The 15,298-nt window shown below is 72.0% G+C and carries 10 protein-coding genes; 4 read left to right on the top strand and 6 right to left on the bottom strand.

The window, feature by feature from the left end; genetic code table 11:
* Positions 1–292 precede the first annotated feature (292 nt).
* Complete coding sequence (carB, locus tag NAEX_RS41135) at positions 293–3,442, bottom strand: carbamoyl-phosphate synthase large subunit (RefSeq protein WP_096332923.1); 3,150 nt, start codon at positions 3,440–3,442, stop codon at positions 293–295.
* Between the two features lies 1 nt (position 3,443).
* Positions 3,444–4,670, bottom strand: coding sequence for a glutamine-hydrolyzing carbamoyl-phosphate synthase small subunit (gene carA, locus NAEX_RS41130; protein ID WP_096332922.1), 1,227 nt, complete (start codon positions 4,668–4,670; stop codon positions 3,444–3,446).
* Positions 4,671–5,890: 1,220 nt separating this feature from the next.
* Here carA and NAEX_RS41120 point away from each other — a divergent pair.
* From NAEX_RS41120 to NAEX_RS41110, 3 genes are all read left to right on the top strand, one after another.
* Positions 5,891–6,316, top strand: coding sequence for a hypothetical protein (locus NAEX_RS41120; RefSeq protein ID WP_096332920.1), 426 nt, complete (start codon positions 5,891–5,893; stop codon positions 6,314–6,316).
* Positions 6,317–6,595: 279 nt separating this feature from the next.
* On the top strand, positions 6,596–8,530 hold the full coding sequence (locus NAEX_RS41115) for a hypothetical protein (protein ID WP_096332919.1): 1,935 nt from the start codon (positions 6,596–6,598) through the stop codon (positions 8,528–8,530).
* A 69-nt stretch (positions 8,531–8,599) separates the two neighbouring features.
* Positions 8,600–11,245 carry a protein kinase domain-containing protein gene (locus NAEX_RS41110; RefSeq protein ID WP_096332918.1) on the top strand — a complete coding sequence of 882 codons (2,646 nt, stop codon included), beginning with the start codon at positions 8,600–8,602 and terminating at the stop codon, positions 11,243–11,245.
* 27 nt (positions 11,246–11,272) lie between these two features.
* On the opposite strand, the gene NAEX_RS41105 is transcribed toward NAEX_RS41110, so the two are convergent.
* Positions 11,273–11,917, bottom strand: coding sequence for an RNA polymerase sigma factor (locus NAEX_RS41105; protein WP_096332917.1), 645 nt, complete (start codon positions 11,915–11,917; stop codon positions 11,273–11,275).
* A 276-nt stretch (positions 11,918–12,193) separates the two neighbouring features.
* Between NAEX_RS41105 and NAEX_RS41100 the strand changes: the two genes are divergently transcribed.
* Entirely contained in the window at positions 12,194–13,045 is an 852-nt protein-coding gene (locus NAEX_RS41100) for a phosphodiesterase (RefSeq protein ID WP_096332916.1), read from the top strand.
* 10 nt (positions 13,046–13,055) lie between these two features.
* On the opposite strand, the gene NAEX_RS41095 is transcribed toward NAEX_RS41100, so the two are convergent.
* From NAEX_RS41095 to NAEX_RS41085, 3 genes are all read right to left on the bottom strand, one after another.
* Positions 13,056–13,322 carry a VOC family protein gene (locus tag NAEX_RS41095; protein ID WP_170136441.1) on the bottom strand — a complete coding sequence of 89 codons (267 nt, stop codon included), beginning with the start codon at positions 13,320–13,322 and terminating at the stop codon, positions 13,056–13,058.
* A gap of 256 nt (positions 13,323–13,578) precedes the next feature.
* Complete coding sequence (locus NAEX_RS41090) at positions 13,579–14,409, bottom strand: class I SAM-dependent methyltransferase (protein WP_096332914.1); 831 nt, start codon at positions 14,407–14,409, stop codon at positions 13,579–13,581.
* Entirely contained in the window at positions 14,406–15,110 is a 705-nt protein-coding gene (locus NAEX_RS41085) for a TetR/AcrR family transcriptional regulator (protein ID WP_096332913.1), read from the bottom strand. The genes NAEX_RS41090 and NAEX_RS41085 overlap by 4 nt, the downstream gene beginning before the upstream one ends.
* Positions 15,111–15,298 lie beyond the last annotated feature (188 nt).

Raw genomic sequence — 15,298 nt, 5'->3', positions numbered from 1 at the left:
CGCGGGTGTCAACTGTCCCTTCAGACATGCGAAGCATCGCCCCACGAGCGCCTCCTGTCCCTTCCATGGGGGCGAGCATCGCAGCGGCGCGGGCGTCGGGGAACCGACGCCCGCGCTGCTTCGACAGGCCCACCTGCTCCTTCGGACATACGGAGCATCCCCCGCGAGCGCCCCCTGTCCCTTCGAACAGAGGAAAGCGCCCTGTCCCCTCGGGCAGGAGCTCCTGCCCCCTGCCCCTTCGAACAGGGGACACGCCCCCTGTCCCTTCGAACAGGGGGCCCTGCGTCCTGCCTCACCCCGCCACTTCGGCCAGCGCCCGCGGCGGCAGCGGCCCTTCGCGCATCCGCTGGATCGCCCGCGCCCCCGCGGCCAGCCCGGCGATCGTCGTGTAGCACGGGATCTTGCGCCCGGTCGCCGCCGCCCGCAGGCCGGCCGCGCCTGTCCCCGAGGCCAGGGCCAGCGTCACGCCGTCGAGCTCGGCGTCGACCCGCCCGATCGGGTAGCCGAGCCCCGCCAGCGCCTCGGCCGTCGCCGCCCCGGCCAGCACCTCGAACCCGAGCAGCCGCAGGTGGTCGGCCACCGCCACCAGCCCGGGCGCGTCCTCGTCGGCCACCTCGAGCGCCACGCGCCCCTGCAGCGGCAGCCGCACCCCCGCCCCGAGCTGCGCCTTCGCGTAGGCCTCGGCGAAGCTCTCGCCGCTGCCCATCACCTCGCCGGTCGACTTCATCTCCGGCCCGAGCATCGGGTCTGCGCCGGGGAAGCGGCGGAACGGCAGCACCGCCTCCTTCACGCTCGCCATCGTCGGCAGCCGCTCCTCCGTCACCCCGAGCTCGCGCAGCGTCGCCCCGGCCATCACCCGGGCCGCCAGCTTCGCCAGCGGGCGCCCCGTCGCCTTGGCCACGAACGGCACCGTCCGGGCCGCGCGCGGGTTCACCTCGAGCACGAAGACCTCGCCGCCGGCCACCGCGAACTGCACGTTCATCAGCCCGACCACCCCGAGCGCCCGCGCCAGCGCCACCGTCTGGCGCCGGATCTCCGCCTGGATCGCCGGCGGCAGCGAGTACGGCGGCAGCGCGCACGCCGAGTCGCCCGAGTGGACCCCGGCCTGCTCGATGTGCTCCATCACCCCGCCGATCACCACGTCTGTCCGATCGGCCAGCGCGTCGACGTCGACCTCGATCGCGTCTCGGAGGTAACGGTCGAGCAGCACCGGCTGCTCCTCCGCCGCCGCGAACGCCTCCGCCAGGTACCCTTCCAGCTCCGCCTGGGAGCGCGCGATCGCCATCGCCCGCCCGCCGAGCACGTACGACGGCCGGACCACCAGCGGGAACCCGAGCGCCTCCGCCTTGGCCAGCGCCTCGGGCATCGTCGTCGCCGTCGCGTTGTCGGGCTGCTTCAGCCCGAGCTCGTGCAGCAGCGCCTGGAACCGGGCCCGGTCCTCCGCCACGTCGATCGCGTCCGGCGACGTCCCGAGGATCGGCACCCCCGCCGCCTCGAGCCCGCGGGCCAGCTTCAGCGGCGTCTGCCCGCCGAGCTGCACGATCACCCCGCGCGGCTGCTCGACCGCGATCACCTCGAGCACGTCCTCGAGCGTCAGCGGCTCGAAGTACAGCCGGTCGGCCGTGTCGTAGTCGGTCGACACCGTCTCCGGGTTGCAGTTGACCATGATCGTCTCGACCCCCGCCTCGCGCAGCGCCAGCGCCGCGTGGACGCAGCAGTAGTCGAACTCGATCCCTTGCCCGATCCGGTTCGGCCCCGCGCCGAGGATCATCACCTTCTCGCGCGTCGTCGGCCGGGCCTCGCACTGCTCCTCGTAGCTCGAGTACAGATACGGCGTCTCCGACGCGAACTCGGCCGCGCACGTGTCGACGCGGAGGAACACCGGCCGCACCCCGAGCGCCTGCCGGCGCTCGCGCACCGCCGCCTCCTTCACCTGCAGCAGCTGGCCGATCCGGCGGTCGGAGAAGCCCATCCGCTTGAGCGCCCGCATCCGCCCCGCGTCGAGCTCGACCAGCGAGCGACCCGCGAGCGCCAGCTCGACCTCGACCAGCTCCGCCAGCTGGTCGACGAACCACGCGTCGATCCCGGTCAGGCGCTCGACCTGTCCCTTGGGCCAGCCGCGCCGCAGCGCCTCCGCCACCGCGAACAGCCGCTCCGGCCCCGGCTCGGCCAGCGCCGCCGTCAACCCCGGCTCGTCGAGCTCGGGCCCGCGCCGCTCGAGCCCCGCCGCCCCGATCTCGAGCCCGCGGAGCGCCTTCTGCAGCGCCTCCTGGAACGTGCGTCCGATCGCCATCACCTCGCCGACCGACTTCATCTGCGTGCCGAGCCGGGTCTGCGCGCCCTTGAACTTCTCGAACGCGAAGCGCGGGCACTTCACCACCACGTAGTCGATCGCCGGCTCGAACGACGCCGGCGTCACCCGCGTGATCTCGTTGCCGAGCTCGTCGAGCGTGTAGCCGACGGCCAGGCGCGCGGCGACCTTGGCGATCGGGAACCCGGTCGCCTTGCTGGCCAGCGCCGAGCTGCGAGACACCCGCGGGTTCATCTCGATCACCACCATGCGGCCGGTCCGCGGGTCGATCGCGAACTGCACGTTCGAGCCGCCGGTCTCGACGCCGATCTCGCGGATCACCGCGAACGACGCCTCGCGCATGCGCTGGTACTCCTTGTCGGTCAGCGTCAGCGCCGGCGCCACCGTGATCGAGTCGCCGGTGTGGACCCCCATCGGATCGAGGTTCTCGATCGCGCACACGATCACGCAGTTGTCGGCGCGGTCGCGGACCACCTCCATCTCGAACTCTTTCCAGCCGAGCACCGACTGCTCGACCAGGATCTGGCCGATCGGGCTGGCCTCGATCCCGCGGGCCGCGATCGCCGCCAGCTCGCTCGCGTCGCCGGCGATCCCGCCGCCGGTCCCGCCGAGCGTGAACGACGGGCGCACGATCGCCGGGAAGCCGACCGACTCGGCCGCCTGCAGCGCCTCCGCCACCGAGCGGCAGAACACCGCCTGCGGCATCTCGAGCCCGATCGAACGCATCGCCTTGCTGAACAGCTCGCGGTCCTCGGCCTTCTCGATCGCCTCGACCTTCGCCCCGATCAGCTCGACCCCCAGCCGCTGCAGCACCCCGTTGCGGAACAGGTCGAGCGCGCAGTTCAGCGCCGTCTGCCCGCCCATCGTCGGCAGCAGCGCGTCGGGCCGCTCCCGCTCGAGGATCCTGGCCACCGTCTCCCACTCGACCGGCTCGATGTAGACCGCGTCGGCCGTCTCGGGGTCGGTCATGATCGTCGCGGGGTTCGAGTTGACCAGCACCACCCGGTAGCCCTCGGCGCGCAGCGCCTTGCAGGCCTGCACCCCCGAGTAGTCGAACTCGCACGCCTGGCCGATCACGATCGGCCCCGCGCCGAGGATCAGGATCGACTTCAGATCTGTCCTTTTGGGCATCTCACACCCCCCTCGCGGCCCGGCCCGCGACCACCTCGCGGGCGAACCTGTCGAAAAGACCAGCCAGCTCGCGCGGCCCCGGCGACGCCTCCGGGTGGCCCTGGAACGAGAACACCGGCCGGCCCGCCAGCTCGACCCCCTGCAGCGACCCGTCGAACAGCGACACGTGCGTCGGCCGCAGCGCCGGCGGCAGCGTCGCCGGGTCGGCCGCGAACCCGTGGTTCTGGCTCGTGATCAGCACCCGCCCCGTCGCCAGCTCGCGCACCGGGTGGTTGGCCCCGTGGTGGCCGAACTTCATCTTGAACGTGCGGGCCCCGAGCGCCAGGCACAGCAGCTGGTGCCCGAGGCAGATGCCGAACACCGGCAGCCCCGCCGCCACCAGCTCGCGGATCGCCGCCTGCTGGGCCTGCAGCGGCTCCGGGTCGCCCGGCCCGTTCGACAGGAAGATCCCGTCGGGCCGCAGCGCCAGCGCCTGGGCCGCCGTCGTCGCCGCCGGCACCACCGTCACCCGCAGCCCGCGGTCGACCAGCAGCCGCAGGATGTTGCGCTTAACCCCGAAGTCGAACGCCACCACGTGGCCGGCTAGCCCTTCAGACATGTCCTCGAGAGCCTGCCCAGCGAGACCTGTCCCGTCTGACCTGCCCTTCTGGACATGTCCGCCCAGCCAGCGGACCGAGCCCGCCGCCCAGCCGGCCGGCTCGGGCAGGCTGACCGCCTCGGCCAGCGCCGCCCCCTGCAGCCCCGGGAACGCCCGGGCCGCCGCCACGCAGGCCGCCTCGTCGCGGGCCGCCTCGCCGGCGGCGATGCAGCCGGCCATCGCCCCGCGCTCGCGCAGCAGGTGCGTCAGTCGGCGCGTGTCGATGTCGGCCACCGCCACCACCCCCGCGCGGCGCAGGTACGTGCCGAGGTCCTCGCGCCCGCGCCACGACGCGAACGTGCGCGGCGCGTCGCGGACCACCAGCCCGGCGACCTGCGGCCCGCGACCTTCCTCGTCGTCCGGGTTGACCCCGACCACCCCGACGTGCGCCGCCGTCAGCGTCACGATCTGCTGGTGATAGCTCGGGTCGGTGACGACCTCCTGGTATCCGGTCATCGCCGTGTTGAACACCACCTCGCCGCACGTCCGCCCCTCGGCCGCGAGCGCGCGGCCGCGGAACAGGGTCCCGTCGGCCAGCGCCAAGAGGCCCGGGGTGCTCGGTGGGTCGATCCTCGACAAAGCTGCAGCCATGGGCCTCCGCGTCGGGCACGCTAGCTAGCGCGTTCCCGCCCGGAGGGGAAGCGCCCGCGAACCCCGCCGGGGCGGTCGCTCCGCCGCCACGAAAACTGGCCCGAGGGACAGCTACGCGCCCGACCGCCGAGGGTCACGCCGCCGCCCCCCCGTCGTCCTGCGGGTCGCCGGCGACACCGGCGCGCCACCGGAGGCGCCGCACCGCGGGCCGCCTCACGCCAAGTCCGCCTGAAAAAGCTCCCGTGAAGCACGCCTCGACGCCCGGGCCGCGGGGCACCTCACGCACTCCCCGCACAGCGCGACGCGGAGCGAGGCGGCCCGCAGAGCCCGGTTCTGCGAGTCCCGCGACTTGCCGACGCTGCAGACTCGCTCGCGAGGGCGCTTGAGGCGTGCGAGGGCCACCGGGCTGGACCCCCGAGCGCAGCAGCACGGGCAGTTGCGGCGTGCGTGGGAGCGCTCACGAGCCCGCCCGACGGCGCTCGCCGGGATGACGCGCGCAAGGACCGAGTGTTGCGCCATCACCTGCGCGGGCGTCATCTCGCCGACGAACCGCGAGCCCACCGTGAGCCACGCTTCGCCGGGAAAGTTGGGGCCCTTCGTGACCCGCACGGCGCCTGTCCTGCACTCGAAGTTCTTCTCGATGTCGTCGGAACGATCGACGCCATCCCCGAGCGCCGCGACGGCTTGCGCGAGGTTGGCCCCTGCCGAGATCCGCGCCTCACCGACGCGAAAGTCCTGGGTGGAGCGAGTGACGACGCCGCGATGCCCTGCACGTGCCCTCTCGGGCTCCCGTGGAGCGAGTAAGGGAGCGTCGTGAGCCCCGAGCTCTTCGGGTGACGCTGGAGCCGCACGGCGGCGCGCACCTCGCTCGCCGACATCCCCAGGCGCACGGCGCCGATCCCGTGATCGGGTGCACCGCGATCGCGCCGTCCACCTCGGCCGGGAGCGCAGCCGACACCGGGACGGCGGGGGCCGCCTGCGGACCCGCCTCGCACCCCAGCAGTGCCGGGAGCACCGCGGCCTTCAACCTCTCGACATGGTTCCGCATCGTGCCCGCGTCGGCCGAGGGTACCACGCGCTCTCGCGGACGCTCCGATCAGGCAGATGGGCACTGCGCCCCCCCGGCACCCCCGCGAGCAGGGCTCCCCGCTCTTCCAAGTTCTCGTCGTCGTCCATCCTCGAACCTCCGAGGTGCTTGGTAGCCCCGCGAAGCCGAGCTCGTGACGACGCGGTTCGTCGCACGCTCACGCTGGATCGCCGCCGTCCGCGAGATCGCCGCCCGCCGCGGCGGCGCCCTGCTCGGCGAGCGCGACCTCCGATCGCGCAAGAAGCTGCGCTGGCGCTGCGCGCAGGGCCACGAGTGGCTCCGCGCCAGCGGCGACATCCTCGACGATCGCTGGTGCCCGCGATGCGCCGACACCCGCCTCGGCATCGCCGAGATGCAGCGCATGGCCGCCGCCCACGGCGGCAGCTGTATTTCGAAGAAATACGTCGACCGCCACACCCACCTCCAGTGGGAGTGCGGCGAGGGCCACCGCTGGTGGGCCCGCCCGAGCGCCGTCCGCGATCAGCACACCTGGTGCCCCGATTGCGCCCACGAGGCCAGGCGCGCCAACCTCCAGGCCATGGCCAGGGACCGCCGCTGACAGGACGCGGGCGCCGTGTCGCTCGCCGATCCGGGGACCAGGCCGGAGCGCCACCGCTCGAAAAAAAAATCGACGGCCCCGCGAACCAAGCCTCGGGGTGCTCGCACTACGCATGGGACGGCGACGCTGGTCGCCGAGCGTGGCCGCGCGACTGCGCGGCCCGAAGCACAGCGCTCTCATCTCATGACCATCTCCAAGCTCGTAACCAGGACTCCTTCTCTCCTCTCTCGCCGCGGGCGGCCCGTCTCGCCCCTCCTCCGCAGCTCCGCGGGGCTCGTCGTGCTGCTCGCCCTGGGCCTGGCCGCCGACGCTCACGCCTATCCGGTCGCGTTCCCGGCCCGCGGCGACTCCTTGCCCAACGGCGCCTATTTCCGGGCCACCGGCCACACCGGCTTCGACTACGGCCACAACAGCTGGGCCATCGACTTCCACGCCGCCGCATTCAGCGGCTCGCAATGGTCGCGCTACGAGAGCGGCACCTCCGGGACCGCCAACGAGCACGCCCTCATCTTCGGCGCGCCGCTGTACGCGCCCGAGGACGGCGAGATCATCGCTTGCTGGCGCACCACGCCCAACAAGCCGGCCCCCGGCGTCGACTACGACTTCAACAACGACGGGACCGCCGATCCTTCGCCGATGATCGGCGGCAACCATCTCCAGATCCGCAACGCCGACGGCGACTACATCGTCTATCTCGCGCACCTCGACGTCGACAGCATCCCGTCGTCGCTGTGTCCGCTGCCCGCGAATCGCGACGCCGACCTCGACGGCTGGCCCGACGACCTGTCGAAGCAGTGCTCGCTCGGCGGGACGTGGGACGGCATGATCACCAGCACCATCCTGCCGACCCCGGTGCCGGTGAAGAAGGGCGACTTCCTGGGCCGAGTGGGGCACTCGGGGGCTTCCGACGGGCCGCACCTGCACATGCACGTCAAGCCGTTCTCGTACGACGCATTCTCGCGCCCCTGCGAGGGGCCGAGCGAGGAGATCGAATTCGTCGAGGGCTGGGAGCAGATGTGCGAATCCGTGGACGTGACCATCGCCGGCTGGGATCCGCTGGCGGCCGACAACCCGCTCGAGCCGTGGTTCGAGATCGGCGAAAACGAGTGGATCCCGGGCCGTCCCTATTGCTTCCTGCCCGACGGGATCGGGGCCCAGCAGGACCACAACGATTACGACGTGGCGGCCACCGACCTCCACTTCACGACCCACGCGAACGGCGACCTGCTGGTGTACCAGAGCGGCGGCGCCCTCCGCCTGCGCTCGTACAAGCTCGAGACGGGCGGCACCATCACCGACCAGTACACCGTGAACGAGGGTTCGGTGCTCGACGCCGCGGTGGCCCGCCCGCGGAGCACGCGCGACGTCGTGGTCTCGATCCGCGGCAGCAACGGCGACCTCAAGCACATCCCCTACACCGTCTCGTCGACCACCGGGCAGATCGTGCGCCAGGACGGCAAGGAGCTGAGCGAGCCCGCCGTCTTCCGCGTCGAGACGACCAGGTCGCCGGCGCATGACGGCTACGTGGCGGCGATCGAGGACAGCGCGGGCAACCTCAAGGTCATCGACTACCACGTCGACTCGGGGCTCAACATCACCCGCGACCCCAACGGCACCGGCGCCGGCGGGGCGATCGACGACGTGGCGATCACCACGGTGACTTCCGGCTTCGACGGGGTCGTGACGGCCGAGATCACGACCGGGGGGCTGCTCGTGGTGCGGAGCTTCGAGGTCCCGGCGGCCGGCGGCGTCACCTGGGCCGACACGTTCGTCACGCTCGTCGGGGCGGACTCGGTCCGGGTGGACACCGTGCCGGTCGGCCTGACCGAGTACGTCGTCACCAGCGTGCAACAGCCCACCACCGGGAACCTGCGCCTGGACACCTGGGAGGTCGACGGCAGCGGCCAGATCACGTGGCTCGACACGATCTCGGCGGGGGAGGCCTCCGCCCACGACGCGACCCCCACGATCGCCGGCGGCGACCTCATCTCGGCGATGCGCGACGACGCCGGCAACTTCCGCATGATCGGCTGGCGGATCGACCCGTTCGGCGCCATCACCCGCCACGCGACGCGGAGTCTGAGCGCGGTCACCGACACCGCCATCGTGGCCCCCCTCGGCAGCGGTCAGGATCACCTGGTCGCCGCCCGCACCGACACATCGGGCGAGCTGCACCTGTTCTCGTACGGCGCCGCGTTCATGACGACGTTCTGATTCGCGCTCGGGCCGGGCTCGAGCGGCCGCGCGGTCGACTCGAGCCCGAGCCCCCCCGGTGATAGGCTCATGTCGAGCACGATGAGCGATCCGTCGACGTGGCGGGACCCTGCAGAGGACGCCTCGGCTGCCTTGCCGGCCCGCGAAGCCCCGGAGGGGTCGCAGGTCGACGGCTGGTGCGCCGAGTTGGTCGAGCGCGTCCGGCCCGGCGGCTTCGCGCCTGCCCCCGCGCGCGAGACGGCCACGATCGCCGGGCGCTATCGCCTGCTGCATCGCCTCGGTCGCGGCGGCGTCGGCGAGATCTGGTGCGCCGAGCACGTCGGCCTCCGCAAAGAGGTCGCCGTCAAGCTGCTGCGCGACGAGCTCGCCGCCGATCCGCTGGTTCGTCGCCGCTTCTTGCGCGAGGGCCGGCTCGCGGCCGCGGTGCGCCACCCCGGCGTCGTCGACATCCACGACGTCGGCGAGACCGAGGACGGCCTCGTGTACCTGGTGATGGAGCGGCTCGCCGGGCGCACCCTGTCCGAGGAGGTCGAGTGGTCCGGGCCGCTGCCGTGGAGCCGCGCGCGGGCGGTGCTGATCCAGCTCGCCGAGGCGCTGGTTTGCGCGCACGAGCGCGGGGTCGTCCACCGCGACCTCAAGCCGTCCAACGTGATGGTGGGTACGCGCGACGACGGCAGCGATCGTTGCAAGCTCATCGACTTTGGCATGGCGCGCGGGCTGCTCCGCGTCGACGAGTCGACCGAGCTGACGCGCACCGGCGTGGTCATCGGCAGCCCGGCGTACATGAGCCCCGAGCAGTTCCGCGGCGAGGAGGCCGACGCCCGCTCCGACGTCTACAGCCTCGGGTGCGTGGCGTACTTCGTGCTCACCGGGCAGCGTCCGTTCCCCGGGGCGACCCCGGCCGAGCTGATGTACCAGCACCTGATGCTGCCGCTGCCGCGCGTACGCGGGCTCGGCCTGCCGGCGCGCGCCGAGGCGGAGCTCCGCCGCTGGCTCGACCGCGCCTGTCACAAACGACCGGAGCAGCGCTTCGCCGGCATGGCGGTGATGCTCGCGGCGTTGCGTGAGATCGGGGGCCGCTCGCCGTCGCGCCGGCGCGCCGCCCCGCTGGCCGGAACTATCGTGTTGATGATGGGCTTCGGTGTCGCAGCGTTCGAGGTCTCGCGCCGGGATGTCGATCATTCGGAACCGCCGCCGCCCACGAGCGCGCTCGAACGGGGCGAGGACGGCGAGCGCCTCGCCGTCCTCGCCGCCCCCCGCTGCGGCGACGGCCGCGTCGACGCCGACGAGCAGTGCGACGACGGCAACACCGCCCCCGCCGACGGCTGTGAGGCCGATTGCAGTGACTCGGAGGTGGTCGACCTGCGCGCCGGCAACTCCTACACCTGCGCCCTCACCCGCAGCGGCCACGTGCGCTGCTGGGGCCGACAGGGGGCTCATCTGGCGCAGCCCGATCACGTCGGTCACATCGGCGACGACGAGCGGCCCTGCGACGTCCCGCCCATCGACCTCGGGCCCCGCCGCGCGCGGCAGATCGGCCTCGAGTTCCTCGCCCCGCACGTGTGCGCCGTCCTCGACGACGACACCGCCCGCTGCTGGGGCGGCGACGAGAGCGAGCAGCTCGGCCTCGGCCCCGGCGTGACGCACTGGGGCGACGCGTACGACGAGGTCCCGGCCCGGCTCCCGCCGCTGGCCTTGCCTCCCGTCCGCACCATCACCGCCAACGAGTCGAGCACATGCGCGCTGGCAGGCGCCGACCCCGAGCGACCCGGCGTGTACTGCTGGGGGAGCAACAGCCACGGACAGCTCGGCCGCGGCGACACCGAGCCGCGCGCCGAGCCCCCCGCGGAGCCGATCGACCTCGGTGACGTCGGCGTGCGCGAGCTGTCGCTCGGCATCAGCAACGTGTGCGCGCGGCTCGACGACGGCGCCGTGCGCTGCTGGGGCGGCAACCGCAACCTCCAGCTCGGCACCGGCTGGCCCGTGAACCGCTACGCCGGAGACGGTGTCGGCGACGGCACCCGCGGTCGCACGCCGAACACGCCCGAGCTCGACGTCGAGGGCCTCGCCGGCTTCGAGGTGGCCGCCGTGCGCATGAACGGCGGCTGGGCGTGCGTGCTGAGCGTGGCGGGCGAGGTGCGGTGTTGGGGAGGCAACGACGACGGCGCGCTCGGCGAGCGCTTCGACCGGATCGCCGCGTGCGACGAGGGCAGCCACGGCGTCGGCTGCCTGGTGCCGCGCCCGCTCCGCGCCGTCGAGCTCGGGGACCTCGACGGCGCCCGGGTGGTCGACCTGCGAATGGGCCGCAAGCGCGCCTGCGTCCTCGACGACGCCGGCCGCGTGCGCTGCTGGGGCTGGGGCATCCGCGGCAGCCTGGGCTACGGGCCGGGGCTCAGGGACACCACCGGCCACTGGAGCATCGGCCACCACCTCACGCCCGCGGAGGCCTACGCGGCGATGGGCAACGGCGGCGTGGTCGACGTCGGCGACCTCGACCACGACGGACAGATCGATCCGGTCGTCAAGATCGCGCTGGGTTACTCGCACACCTGCGTGCTCGCGGTCGACGGCACCGTGCGCTGCTGGGGCAGCAACTCCGAGGGTCAGCTCGGCTACGGCACGACCGAGGACATCGGCGACGACGAGACGCCCGGGGATTACTACGCCGCGCACGAATGCGGCGCGGTCCCCGTGTTCGCCGGGCCGGGCTGTTGAGCCGCGCCGTCGACTTGCTCTCGAAGCTCAGCGGGCGCTTCGCGCTGCGCCATCGAGGCGTTGACGGATCTCTCGCATGCACTCGTCGAGCCCCGTGAGCGTCGAGTCGATCAGCTGCACCGACTCGGCCGCGCGCTGCACCGCCACCGTCAATCGCTGGCGCGCGCGGTTGATCCGGCTCGACATGGTGTCGCGGCCCACCTCGTAGATTTCGGCCAGCTGGCGCGACGTCATCCCCTCGTACTCCTTGAGCTCGAGCACGATCTGGTCGTCGAGGGGCAGCGAGCGCAGGGCGCGGACGAGCAGCGCCTCGCGCTGCCGGCCCATGAACAGCGAGGTGATCGAGCGGTCGACCTCCGGCAGCTCGACCGAGTGCTCGAGCGGCTCGAAACGCTCGTCGTGCAGCCGTCGAGTCCTCAGGTGGTGAACGAGCTTCCACCGGGCGATGCCGAACAGGTAGGTCAGCACCGACGACTCGCCGCGAAAGACCACCTTCTTGGCGCACAGCGTCTCGAAGGTCGCCTGCGTCAGGTCGCGGCCGAGCTCGGGCCCGACCTTGGAGTAGAAGAACAGCAAGATCCGCCGGTAATGCCGCGTCACCAGCTGCTTGCCCGCCGCCGCGTCCCCGTCGATCCACGCGTGGAGCAGCGCCTCGTCACTCGTCTCCGTCATCCGACCTCAGCCTCGCACGATCGTGACGCCGCGACCGCCCATTGTTTGGGCGCCTGGCGAGTGCAAACGACGACCATTGCCCGCGGGAAATCGACCATGCGTCCGATCCGGCAACGTAGCAAGAAAATCGCCGAGCCGCCCCCGGCGGTGGGCCTTCGGGAGCCTCCGCCAATTGGGAGGCCGGCGGCCCGGCGGCTTCGAGCGGCCCGATAGCGGGCCTTGCAACACTGTACGTGCGCTATCATGCGAGCACCGGCCGCGCGCCGGTGAGGGAACATGCTCATCGCCCAGCTCAGCGACACCCACGTCAGCACGCCCGAGGGCCCCGAAGACGTCGTCCTTCACACGTCCGAGCACCTGGCCCGCGCCGTCGCGCACCTGAATCGTCTCCAGGCTCGGCCCGACCTCGTCGTCATCACCGGCGACCTCGTCGATCGCGGCGAGGTCGGCGAGTACGAGCGGCTGCGCGAGCTGCTCGCGCCGCTGCGGATGCCCGTGTACCTGCTGCCCGGCAACCACGACCATCGCGACAACCTCCGCCGCGTGTTCGCCGATCATTCGTACCTGCCGCGCGCCGGCTTTCTGCAGTACACCGTCGACGACGGGCCGGTGCGGCTCGTCGCGCTCGACACCCACATTCCGGGCGAGCCCGGAGGTCGGCTGTGTGGCGAGCGGCTCGCCTGGCTCGACGCTCGCCTCGCCGAGCAGCCGCAGCGTCCGACGCTCGTCGCCATGCATCACCCCCCGTTTGCGAGCGGCCTCGCGCTGATGGACGCCTTCGGGCTCGACGGCAGCGACGGACTCGCGGCCGTGCTCCGGCGGCACGCGCAGGTCGAGCGCGTCGTCTGCGGCCACCTTCACCGCCCGATCGTGCGCCGATTCGCGGGCACCGTGGCCTGCACCTGTCCGTCCACCAGGCACCAGCTCGCGCTCGACCTCCCCCCGGCGCACCGGCTCGCTCTCGCGATGGAGCCGCCCGCCTGCATGCTCCACCTCTGGCTCGGCGACGCCGGCGGGCTCGTCACCCACGTCAGCCTCATCCACGACAAGTACCCCCCGCTCGTCGTCCACGACGGTCAGGGATGGGTCCGCAACCCCCAGGTGCCGGCGAACTTTCACCCGGCCTGAGTTGCCGCGCTCAGGTCTGCACCACGCAGAAGCGATTCCCGTCCGGGTCGCACAGCACCACGTAATCGGCGCCCTCTTCGTAATCCCACCCCTCCACGCGCCGAGCCCCGAGCGCGAGCAGGCGCTCGACCTCCGCCGCCCGATCCTCCGCATACAGGTCGAGGTGATGCCGGCGAGCCTGCCCCGACTGGACCCGCTTCAGCGACATCCGCGGCCCCACCCCGTCGATCGGCGCCAGCGCGGCCCAGTCCTCCTCCGCCGGGTAGCGCAGCTCCATGCCCAGAAGAGCCCCCCGCTCCGTCGCTCGCAGAGGATGAAGCGGACGTGGGCTCGACGCCGGTGCTCGAACCGGTCGCCGCCGAGGACGAACTCGTCTCACCCGTCGACGTGGGCGCCGGCTCGCCCCCCGGTCGAGCCGTCGGGCTTGCCAGGTGAACAGGCCCACAGCAACACCCCACCCAGCCACCCCGTCGCCGCTCGAAGCCGCCGTCCCATCGACCTTCTCCCCGTCGATCCAGCATCGCACGCCCGCCTCAAAACCGATACCGCAGCAATCGACTGATCCGCCCCAGCGCCGGGATCCGCGTGAACAGCTTCACCGCCACGCGCGCCGCCCATGACAATCGCGCCACCTGCCGCGGATCGTACCCCCGCGGATCGTACGCGTAATAATCATCGATCAATCGCAACTTCGGAAATTCCCGCTCGAGCGCGCGCGGCTCCTCGATCGTCCAGTGCATCGACGCCCCCGTCGCCTTGACCGCCTGGTGGCGCAGGATCATCCGCGCCCCGCGCTTGCTGAACCCGTCGAACGCCAGCTCCCCGTGCGCGAAATGCTCGAGCAACCGCGAAACCAGGCGCGGCACCGCCTCCACCCCCACGTACATCATCAGCCCCTCCGCCAGGATCAGCGTCGGCCGGTCCGCTGGAATTTCCTCGATCCACCCCGGCCCCGTCACCGACGTCGGGATCATCGCATACCCCTCCCGCGCCGGATACAGCCGCTCCCGCAGCGCGATCACCTCCGGGTAGTCGACATCGAACCAGCGCACTCCCGGCCCCGGATCCACACGAAATACGCGCGTATCGAGCCCGCACCCCATGTGCAGCACCGTCGCCGCCGGATGCCGCGCCAGGAATTCGCGCGTCCACCCGTCGAAGATGTGCGCCCGCATCGACACCCCGATCATCAGGTTGCGGTCGACCTTCAATTTTTTGAAGTCGTAGTCGATGCGCTCCACCGCCCGGGCCGCGTATTCGTCGCGCAGCAGCGAGTCCGGCAGCCGGCTCTCGCCCGCCTTCGCGCACAGCGTGATCAGCAGCGTCTCCTTCTCGGCCGTCAGCGTCACTTTCTCCGGGGTCATCTTTGTAAAATCCTCCCATCGGCGATCACCGCCGCCACCGTGTCCGGCTCGATGAAGCGGATGCTCCCTGGCGGCAATCCGAGGATCCGCTCGACCGCCAGCCCGTGGAACCGCAAGCGGGCCTCGAGCGCCTGGATCGCCGCCTCTGCGTCGTCGGTCCCGACGGCCGCCAGCGCCCGGCCCATCGCCCCCTGAATCGTCGTACCGAGCTGCAGCACGATCTCGGCCGCCGCCAGCGGGTCCGGTACGTCGAACACCCCCTCGTCGCGCCCCTGCTCGAGGATCCGCGCCAGCACCGGCGCGATCACCGGATTGACCGCCGCGTGGATCCGCAGGTACAGCACCGTGTTCTCCGGCCTGAACAGCGAATCGTAGGTGGCGCGCAGCGCCGGCGCCTCCGCCACCTTGATCTCGCGCGCCCGGGCGAAGAACGCGTTCAGCCGCGCCAGCGCGTCCAGCCCCGGCGCCGCCAGCACGTCGTCGAATCGGGCCACCGTCGCCTGCGCCGTCCGGGCCGCCAGCGCCGCGAGCAGCTGCTCCTTCGATTCGAAGTGGTGATAGAAGCCGCCTTTTGACACCCCTGCCCGCGCGAGGATGTCGTTCATCGTCGTGCGCTCGTATCCGCGCTCGAAGAACAGCGCCTGCGCGCAATCGAGCAGCTCCCCCCGCCGTACCTCGGGTTTTTTGATGATCCGCGCCATCTCTCCTCAGACCGACCGCCGGTCTGTATAGTGACCGACCCGCGGTCGGTCGTCCAGTCTTTCCTCTTAAAAAAGAACTGCGCTCGTCGTGGTTCCTCATGCGCTCCCCCCCCAGCCGGCACCGCCGATGCACCGGCGGTGGTCCCTCGATCACGAGCCGAACCATCGCCCGTTCAGCGCCCCGCATG

Origin of the sequence: Nannocystis exedens, from assembly GCF_002343915.1 — a bacterium.
Classification (GTDB): domain Bacteria; phylum Myxococcota_A; class Polyangia; order Nannocystales; family Nannocystaceae; genus Nannocystis; species Nannocystis exedens.
Note: the sequence above shows the minus strand (reverse complement) of the source record. Positions and strands in the feature narration are given on the sequence as shown.

Coding starts and splice junctions, on each gene's coding strand:
- carB (WP_096332923.1), bottom strand. CDS start 3,442: ATGCCCAAAAGGACAGATCTGAAGTCGATCCTGATCCTCGGCGCGGGG.
- carA (WP_096332922.1), bottom strand. CDS start 4,670: ATGGCTGCAGCTTTGTCGAGGATCGACCCACCGAGCACCCCGGGCCTC.
- NAEX_RS41110 (WP_096332918.1), top strand. CDS start 8,600: ATGTCGAGCACGATGAGCGATCCGTCGACGTGGCGGGACCCTGCAGAG.
- NAEX_RS41105 (WP_096332917.1), bottom strand. CDS start 11,917: ATGACGGAGACGAGTGACGAGGCGCTGCTCCACGCGTGGATCGACGGG.
- NAEX_RS41100 (WP_096332916.1), top strand. CDS start 12,194: ATGCTCATCGCCCAGCTCAGCGACACCCACGTCAGCACGCCCGAGGGC.
- NAEX_RS41095 (WP_170136441.1), bottom strand. CDS start 13,322: ATGGAGCTGCGCTACCCGGCGGAGGAGGACTGGGCCGCGCTGGCGCCG.
- NAEX_RS41090 (WP_096332914.1), bottom strand. CDS start 14,409: ATGACCCCGGAGAAAGTGACGCTGACGGCCGAGAAGGAGACGCTGCTG.
- NAEX_RS41085 (WP_096332913.1), bottom strand. CDS start 15,110: ATGGCGCGGATCATCAAAAAACCCGAGGTACGGCGGGGGGAGCTGCTC.